The sequence below is a fragment of the Kangiella sp. genome (genome assembly GCF_014762745.1).
Classification (GTDB): Bacteria; Pseudomonadota; Gammaproteobacteria; order Enterobacterales; family Kangiellaceae; genus Kangiella.
Genome location: NZ_JABURJ010000092.1, coordinates 1 through 8,041, shown reverse-complemented (window position 1 = coordinate 8,041; position 8,041 = coordinate 1). Strand labels below are relative to the sequence as shown.

General features: G+C 45.9%; 10 protein-coding genes. All 10 read right to left on the bottom strand.

All coding sequences use genetic code 11. The features are described 5' to 3' along the window. Positions 1-78 precede the first annotated feature (78 nt). Positions 79-924, bottom strand: coding sequence for an RNase adapter RapZ (gene rapZ / locus HUJ19_RS07035; RefSeq protein WP_290623007.1), 846 nt, complete (start codon positions 922-924; stop codon positions 79-81). Further along, complete coding sequence (locus tag HUJ19_RS07030) at positions 921-1,466, bottom strand: PTS sugar transporter subunit IIA (protein ID WP_290623006.1); 546 nt, start codon at positions 1,464-1,466, stop codon at positions 921-923. The genes rapZ and HUJ19_RS07030 overlap by 4 nt, the downstream gene beginning before the upstream one ends. A gap of 4 nt (positions 1,467-1,470) precedes the next feature. After that, positions 1,471-1,758 (bottom strand): ribosome hibernation promoting factor, encoded by a 288-nt coding sequence (gene hpf / locus HUJ19_RS07025; protein WP_290623005.1) that lies wholly within the window; start codon positions 1,756-1,758, stop codon positions 1,471-1,473. Between the two features lie 26 nt (positions 1,759-1,784). Continuing rightward, entirely contained in the window at positions 1,785-3,263 is a 1,479-nt protein-coding gene (locus HUJ19_RS07020; RefSeq protein ID WP_290623004.1) for an RNA polymerase factor sigma-54, read from the bottom strand. Positions 3,264-3,407: 144 nt separating this feature from the next. Next, a complete protein-coding gene (gene lptB, locus HUJ19_RS07015) occupies positions 3,408-4,133 on the bottom strand; it encodes an LPS export ABC transporter ATP-binding protein (protein ID WP_290623003.1) in 726 nt (241 codons plus the stop codon). Further along, a complete protein-coding gene (locus tag HUJ19_RS07010; protein ID WP_290623002.1) occupies positions 4,130-4,903 on the bottom strand; it encodes an LptA/OstA family protein in 774 nt (257 codons plus the stop codon). Before HUJ19_RS07010 ends, lptB begins: the two co-directional genes overlap by 4 nt. After that, positions 4,900-5,457: an LPS export ABC transporter periplasmic protein LptC gene (gene lptC / locus HUJ19_RS07005; RefSeq protein ID WP_290623001.1), complete on the bottom strand. Its 558-nt coding sequence runs from the start codon at positions 5,455-5,457 to the stop codon at positions 4,900-4,902. Before lptC ends, HUJ19_RS07010 begins: the two co-directional genes overlap by 4 nt. Further along, positions 5,454-6,026: a 3-deoxy-manno-octulosonate-8-phosphatase KdsC gene (kdsC, locus tag HUJ19_RS07000; RefSeq protein ID WP_290623000.1), complete on the bottom strand. Its 573-nt coding sequence runs from the start codon at positions 6,024-6,026 to the stop codon at positions 5,454-5,456. Before kdsC ends, lptC begins: the two co-directional genes overlap by 4 nt. After that, positions 6,026-7,006: a KpsF/GutQ family sugar-phosphate isomerase gene (locus HUJ19_RS06995; protein WP_290622999.1), complete on the bottom strand. Its 981-nt coding sequence runs from the start codon at positions 7,004-7,006 to the stop codon at positions 6,026-6,028. The genes kdsC and HUJ19_RS06995 overlap by 1 nt, the downstream gene beginning before the upstream one ends. A gap of 34 nt (positions 7,007-7,040) precedes the next feature. Beyond that, the coding region (locus HUJ19_RS06990) for a calcium/sodium antiporter (protein WP_290622998.1) at positions 7,041-8,041 on the bottom strand (1,001 nt) is incomplete at its 5' end.

The window sequence follows — 8,041 nt, the reverse complement described above, 5'->3', positions numbered from 1 at the left end:
TGCATCTTACTGGTTGATTTTGTTGGTATTCTAACGCAGATTTGCCATTGCTGGCTATGACGCTGTATGAATTTACTGTTATTTATCCAGTTGGCGGTGTTCGATGGAGATGTTTGGGTAAAGGGGCTTTAAGGCTTTGGCAAGAGTTTCGACCATAAAAACTGAGCGATGACGACCTCCGGTGCAACCAATGGCACAGGTAAAGTAGCTGCGGTCCTGTTTGCTAAACTCTGGAATCCAGGTAGAAAAGAAAACTTTAAGCTGCCAGGTGTATTCCATGACCATTGAGCTTTGCTCAAGGAAATGTTGAATCTGAGGATCTTTGCCAGTGAAATCTCTAAGTTCAGGATCCCAGTATGGGTTGGGCAGGCAACGTACATCAAACACAAAATCAGCGTCTTTCGGTGCGCCATGCTTAAAGCCGAATGAAACCAGCCGAATATCCATCGACTGACTTTTGTCGCCACTGACTCGTTCACGTAAGCGTTCACGTAACTCATGTGGCGACAGCTCCGAAGTGTTCACTACCAGATCTGCTGATGCGCGTACCGGTTCAAGCAGTTTCTTTTCTTCCTTGATGGCGTCACGTAGGGAAAGGCCGCTATTAGTCAGTGGATGGCGGCGGCGAGTTTCGCTAAAACGCTTGAGTAGGATGCTTTCATCGGCATCGAGGAACAAAGTCTTTGCTTGTGGTGCTTCTTTTTTTATGCGACTAATTTCTTCTGAAAAGTGTTCAAGATCATGCCGGTTGCGGGCATCTACACCAATCGCAATGTCTTCATTGCGCAGGATATGGTCATTGATGACATTGAGTGTCAGGCTCAATGGCAGGTTGTCGATACAGTAATATCCCATGTCTTCAAGCGCTTTAAGAGCGACTGATTTTCCGGAACCTGAGCGACCACTTACTATCAATAACTTCATGCGTTGTCTTCTATCTCGTGTGATTCTTTAACAGTATCTTTACTACTTTTACCTTTCTTGCCGTCTTTGTCTTTTGCTTTCTCATGTTGCGAGAGAGCTGCTTCAACAATTTCGTAGAGCGCCTGGTTGTTATGGGCATGCCGAATCTGAGCGCAGACCTTTTTATCTTTCAGGATTTCTATTAATCCATCAAGTCCATTGAGCTCCTGAAAGTCAAACTGCTTGGGAACAATCAGGGCAAACATAATGTCTACAGGGTCCTGATCGGGTGCATCAAAATTAATCGGTTCTGCCAGAGTGACAAATGCTGCCAAGGGCTCTTCGCAGGATTCGACTCTTCCGTGTGGCAAAGCCACACCATTACCAATGGCTGTAGTTCCCATCTGTTCGCGGGCAACTAAAGCTTTTAGCAGCAGGAATGGTTCGTATTGTGAATTGTGTTCGGCGAAAAGGGTAGCTATGAATTGTAACGCTTTTTTTCGGCTTGTAGCTTGCGCCCCGAGCACACACAGCTCGGGGGCAATAACATCTTCAATATGCATAAGGTTAATGACGTGTCATCTTTTCCTTATGTTTTATCACTTGTCTATCCAGTTTATCAATCAATAAATCAATCGCGGCATACATATCTTCTGATTCACTGTTGGCAAATATCTCTCCGCCATTGACGTGTAAGGTCGCTTCAGCAATCTGACGCACTTTTTCTACACTGAGTGTGACGTAAACATTATTGATGTGATCAAAGTGTCGCTCAAGTTTGGCGAATTTTTCGTTAACAAAATCTCTTAACGCATCAGTGATTTCAAGGTGACGACCAGTTAGATTGATTTGCATAATGCTTATTCCTTCTATCGAATAGTTTAAGAATTTGTGAATAACTTACGCTGACTGGCAGGTGGTATATTCAAGGCCTCGCGGTACTTAGAAACGGTACGACGCGCGATTGAAATGCCTTCCTGTTGTAATAGTTCAGCGAGTTTAATATCACTCAAAGGTTTGCGGGAAGGTTCCGCGTTAACAAACTGCTTAATTTTGTTTTTTATTGCTTTAGATGACCATTCACCTCCTTGGGTTGATGGAATTGCATTAGAGAAGAAATACTTCAACTCATAGATTCCTTTAGGTGACTGCAGGTACTTATCGTTGCAGGCACGTGAAATAGTGGATTCATGCAAGTTAAGATCCTGTGCCAGATCTTTTAGTCGCATTGGTCTTAATGCTGACTCTCCCTGTTCAAAAAAGTTCTGCTGGTGCCGCACAATCCAGTCAGCAACACGCTTGAGCGTGTCATTTCTGGCTTCGATGCTCTGCATAAACCAGCGTGCTTTTTGTAAATTCTCGTGTAGGTATTGACGATCGGTGGAGCTTTTCGACTGACGTAAATAGTCTGCATATTGATGATTAATATCGAGCTGTGGTGTGCTGTGTCCTGCGAGCTGCGCCTGCCATTGCTGATTCAGCTTATAGACCAGTACATCCGGCTTAATATATTCGGTGGTTTCACCGAGATATTGATAATTAGGTTGAGTACGCAGGTGTTTAATCAGGGTTAGTGCATCGTTGATCTCCTGCTCTGTCAAAGACAGGCGCTGCATCAGATCCTGATATTGATGCCTGCGCAGAGAGTCAAAATGATGCTTAATCAGTTTAATCGCAAGAGTAATCTTATCGGTTTGCTGAATAGTTACATTGGTGTTGATATTCTTTAGCTGCAGCAATAAAAACTCCTGTAGATTGTTACTGGCGCAGCCCAGTGGTTCCAGTTGCTGAACCTGGTGGATAATGGTGGAGACCTCATCAGGTTCAACCGTATGCTGAAAGTCAGCGGCAACCTGTTCTGCAATTTCTGCAGGTGATGCTGTTAAGAAGCCAGCATCATCTATGTTTTCGATGACATAATAGGCTATTTCCATATCCTCTCTGCTCAGTGGCGACATCTGGATTTGCCACTCAAGATGCTCACGAAGCCCAACCTTATCCTGCATCAGGTTTTCAAAATGATTGTCAGTGATAGTAGCTGAATCCGGGCGATAGGATGCTTGATCAGAATCAAAGAATGATTGACTTATTGGCTGATCGGGCAGGTTATCGTTATGGTTGAATGAATCTAAATCGGATGCGGGCTTGTTAAGGGTTTCGGAAGCTGAGCCAATGTTACTGGAGTCTGTTTGCGGATAGTGATTATCATCAATCAAAATCAGCAGGGGGTTACTGTCCAGCTGATATTGGATCTCCTGTTGCAAAGCCAACTGCGAAAGCTGTAATAATTTTATGGACTGTTGTAACTGAGGATTCAGTTTCAGTTGTTGGCTAAGGTTTAACTGGAGAGTTGGATTCATTGAAATAGTTGTACCAATCTTTGCCTTTTAATGTGTCCCTTAACTACAAATTACTCCTAGTGAACCAGGGTTGCAAGGGCTTATTAATTAACTGAGGATTGGTTAACCGTATTTCAAGAGGTTATGGCGAAATAGCCACGAATACTACATTTTAAAGTGTTCGCCTAGATAACGTTTTTTCACCAGTTCATTGGAAAGCACTTCTGCGGGCGTTCCTGATGCGATGATGTTGCCTGAGTCGACGATATAGGCCTGCTCACAGACGTCCAGGGTTTCGCGAACATTGTGATCAGTAATAAGAACGCCGATACCACGCTCTTTTAATTGCATGATGATAGTTTTGATATCCAGTACCGAAATGGGATCAACCCCGGCAAAGGGCTCATCCAGTAGAATGAATTTGGGGTCATTGGCAAGTGCTCTGGCAATTTCAACGCGACGTCGCTCACCGCCTGACAGACTCATACCATGACTTAGACGAATGTGCTCAATATGAAATTCGGACAATAGCTGATCGAGCTTTTCGTCGCGCTGTTTGGCGTTCAGGTCTTTGCGCAGTTGCAGGATTGCCATGATATTGTCTTCAACTGACAGCTTGCGGAAAATTGAAGCTTCCTGTGGCAGGTAGCCAATACCTTTTTTTGCGCGGGTATGCATCGGGTCGGTAGTGATATTGTCTTCACCCAGAAAGATCTGCCCACCATCGGATGGAACCAATCCGACTATCATATAGAAGGAGGTAGTTTTTCCTGCGCCATTAGGACCAAGCAGGCCGACGATTTGTCCCTGGTTAACTTCCAGTGAGACATTTTCGACCACTTTGCGGTCTTTATAGCTTTTTGCGAGACGTCGTGCCTGTAGCGAAATCATTGTTGCTTCTCTTGTTCAGTTGGCTCAGTTGCAGCTTCCTGCTTATTCTGGGGTTCAGGCTCAGTGGTTTGCGCCTGATCATTTTGCCAGAAAAACTCAGTTTCAACTCGCTGTTCGCCGCTGTCGCTTTTACCGGCTGAGATGACTTTGCTGGTTCCATCATAGGTCAGGAAAGCAGCGGTCATATTGGAGTCACCCTGTTGCAGTTTGACCTTGCCCACCAGTTCTGTTTGTTTGTCTTTACCATTAGAGCGTAACTGATCGGCAGTGGCAAAAATAGCTGGTTGGCCGGGTTGTTCAATTCTGAATTCGGTGGGTGAGCCGTTTAGAACGAAACCGAAGCCTTCGCTAGAATCCTGTTTGGCAGTTAGTTGCTGGCCAAGCAGTGTTAAGGTATCAAGCCCCGATGATTGCACAATCTTGATATCACCGCTGGCAGAAAGCTCACCACTTTGTTGGCGGTAGATAATTTTCGGAGCATCGATATCGGTTGTTTCGCCCGTTTCGTCAACATAGTGAATTTTTACCGGACTGCCCAGTGCGGTTATGGTGTCAGTGTTTTCACCCTGCTTGGTCAAGGAGTCGGCGTAAATGGTCATATTGCCATGCTCATAGACAACGTTTTCGCGATAGACCACGATATTGCGTTGCACATCAAGATTGGATTTGTCGGCGCGCAAACGAGATTTTTCCAGAGTCGCAGCCTGAGCAAACGAAACGGTTACGAGTGGGCTTATCAATAAAGCCAGCGTTAGAAGGAGGGACTTCATAATTCTTCTGTAAAGACCTCGGATAAAAATTCGATATTATTGGTACGCAGGTCAGCCTGCATGCCCTTGGCAGTCATTCTAAAACGACCATCAATCAGTTCAATAGGCTCATCAGTAAAAGCAGTTTCCGATGCAAAGTCAATTTTTAAGACTGGCATTGAGAGCACGGCATTGCTCTGAGTGGGCTGACGCTCCAGCTCAACTTTAACATTGCCCTCAAGAATGAGCTGTTCACTGAGCTCATTACTGATGGCTTTTTCCGAGCTGACAGTCCAGCTGGGATTTTGATCATCATTAAATCTCATCACCGGCTTTAACAGGTGAGTCTGCATAATGTCTTTATAGTGCAAAGTTTTTTCAGTAGTGAAAGAGCGTTGCAGCTGGCCATTATCATCAAACTCTACGGTTTCTGTATTGGCCAGGTAATAATCTGGGTTAGTTGAAACCTCAACGAATTCAGGTTTGGGTTCGGTTGAACGATCCCACCAATAAGCAATGGCAAAGGTTGCCGGGACCAGCAGCCACAGCATGGAACGGCCTTTTAAAAAGGTCATGCCTTAACCTCGTCAGCAGCAAGGTATTGCTGATGAATTGCTTCCAGTTTGTTTTGACTGGTCAGGATTAAATCACATAGCTCACGCACCGCACCAAAACCGCCCTTGTTGTGGGTAACCCAGTCAGCGTGTTGTTGCATCAGCCAATGACCATCGGCAACAGTGACTCCCAGACCAACCTGAGTTAATAAAGGAAGGTCAGGTAGATCATCACCAATGTGGCAGATTTCATGCGGCTGCACAGACAGATTCTGGCATAGGCTATTAAAAGCTTCCTGCTTATTCGACTGACCCTGATAATAATGTTTGATACCCAGTTCCTGGCAGCGCTTTTCTACAATTTTTGAATTGCGGCCTGTGATAATGGCTACAGGAATACCCGACTTTTGCAGGCATTTGATGCCAAAGCCGTCTTTGATGTTAAACGTTTTTAACTCTTCACCATCGTTACCAATAATGACCTGACCATTACTGAGCACGCCGTCAACGTCGCAAATCAGCAACTTTATGTTTTTGGCTTTGGCTAAAACCGAATCCGGGTAACTGGGTCTGCTCATCGGATTACTCATTATACGACTCCAGCTTTCAGTAGGTCATGCATGTGAATGACGCCCAACGGTTTTTCATGATCATCAACCACGATCAGGGAAGTAATGCTACTTTCTTCCATCAGATTAACGGCGTCTACCGCTAAAGTTTGGCTCTTCACGGTTTTGCATCCTTTAGTCATGACCTCTCCAATTGGAGCATCAATGTCCACATCACGCTCAAATGCACGACGCAAATCACCATCGGTGAAGATCCCTAGCAGATTGCCCTCTTCATCGGTGACGGTAGTCATACCCATGCGCTTGTCGGTCATTTCAAACAGCGCGTTGCGAATGGAAATGGTGGGTTTGACCGAAGGGAAGGAATCACCGCTGTGCATTAGATCATCAACCTGCATGATCAGGCGCTTACCGAGACTGCCACCAGGATGCGATAACGCAAAGTCGTCCGGTGTAAAACCCCTGGCTTCCAGCAGGCTCACTGCAATAGCATCACCTAAAGCTAAAACCGCGGTGGTTGAAGCGGTTGGTGCCAGATTGTGTGGGCAGGCTTCCTGCTCAACCTGCACCTTAATATGCAGATCGCTGGCTTTGGCTAAGCTGGAGTTGTCATTACTGGTGATTGAAATTAATTCGATACCACGGCGCTTGATAACCGGAAGCAGGGCGGTGACTTCATGAGTTTCGCCTGAGTTGGACAATGCGATTACCAGATCCTGCTCACTGATCATACCCAGGTCACCATGGCTGGCTTCCGCAGGATGAACAAAAAACGCGGGCGTTCCGGTGCTGGCAAAGGTCGCTGCCATTTTACTACCGATATGGCCTGACTTGCCCATACCAATAACCACCACTTTTCCCTGACAGCTGAGTAATTTATTGCAAACTGCAACAAAGGTCTGATCCAGTTGCTGCTTTAGATCGGCCACAGCGCTGCTTTCAATGGAGATAACGCGTTCGGCGCTGTGTAAAATTTGCTGTTCCAGATTTAAGTCAGTCATTGACGATACCGTTGGTGGCTTTAAGATCAACCAGTTAGAAAACGCGAACTATATAATACCCAATGAAGGCGGCAAGTAAAATAGCACCGGCCAAACGATTGATTTTCCCCGGTCCGCGAATCCCATAAGCCAGTACGGCTAATAGGATGCAAAGTCCCAACATCACAGGATAATCAATGGTCAGAATTTCCTTCTCAACCATAGGTGCGGCAATCACTGCGGGAATGCCCAATACACCCAATAAGTTGAAGATATTGGAACCGACGACGTTACCAATCGCAATTTCGTGTTCGTTTTTCATTACTGCAGAGATCGAGGCTGCCAGTTCAGGTAGGCTGGTGCCCAGTGCCACTATGGTCAAGCCGATTAGGGTTTCCGAAACGCCCATCTGCAAGGCAAATCCACTGGCGCCAACGATTAATATCTTAGAGCTGACCACTAATAATACGAGCCCGAGTAGCAACCAGAAAATCGCTTTGGGGCTCGACATTTTCTCTGGAAGCTCATCAACAATCTCTTCCAGCATGCGGTCATTTTTGTCGCGGGTCTTAATCCCGGTGTGAACTAACCAGATGAAATAGGCCACCAGTGAGCTCAGTAAAATAATGCCTTCAACATGAGAAAGACGCAGATCCCAGAAAAAATAGAGCACTGCAAACGACACCACGAACAGAATAGGAATTTCACGCTTAATCATGCCTGAATTGATGAGCAGTGGCTTGACCAGGGCGGTAATGCCCAGCACCAGCGCGACATTGGTGATATTCGAGCCTATCGCATTACCAATAGCCACTTCGGGACCACAGTTTTCGGCATCGGGCGGACAGGTTTTGAATGAATCAAGAATCGACACAAAGATTTCAGGGGCTGATGAGCCAATGGCGACAATGGTCAAACCCACTATCAGGCGTGAAACTCCGAAATTCTGCGCAACGGCAGCCGCTCCGTCAGTAAAGCGGTCTGCGCTCCACACCAGCAACGTAATACCAACCAGAATATAGGCAATGTGTTCTATCATGGAAACCTTAGAGAGCT

Excerpts from the sequence above, each read along its gene's own strand:
- hpf (WP_290623005.1), bottom strand. The coding sequence starts at position 1,758 with ATGCAAATCAATCTAACTGGTCGTCACCTTGAAATCACTGATGCGTTA.
- HUJ19_RS07010 (WP_290623002.1), bottom strand. The coding sequence starts at position 4,903 with ATGAAGTCCCTCCTTCTAACGCTGGCTTTATTGATAAGCCCACTCGTA.
- kdsC (WP_290623000.1), bottom strand. The coding sequence starts at position 6,026 with ATGAGTAATCCGATGAGCAGACCCAGTTACCCGGATTCGGTTTTAGCC.
- lptB (WP_290623003.1), bottom strand. The coding sequence starts at position 4,133 with ATGATTTCGCTACAGGCACGACGTCTCGCAAAAAGCTATAAAGACCGC.
- rapZ (WP_290623007.1), bottom strand. The coding sequence starts at position 924 with ATGAAGTTATTGATAGTAAGTGGTCGCTCAGGTTCCGGAAAATCAGTC.
- HUJ19_RS07030 (WP_290623006.1), bottom strand. The coding sequence starts at position 1,466 with ATGCATATTGAAGATGTTATTGCCCCCGAGCTGTGTGTGCTCGGGGCG.
- HUJ19_RS06995 (WP_290622999.1), bottom strand. The coding sequence starts at position 7,006 with ATGACTGACTTAAATCTGGAACAGCAAATTTTACACAGCGCCGAACGC.
- HUJ19_RS07020 (WP_290623004.1), bottom strand. The coding sequence starts at position 3,263 with ATGAATCCAACTCTCCAGTTAAACCTTAGCCAACAACTGAAACTGAAT.
- lptC (WP_290623001.1), bottom strand. The coding sequence starts at position 5,457 with ATGACCTTTTTAAAAGGCCGTTCCATGCTGTGGCTGCTGGTCCCGGCA.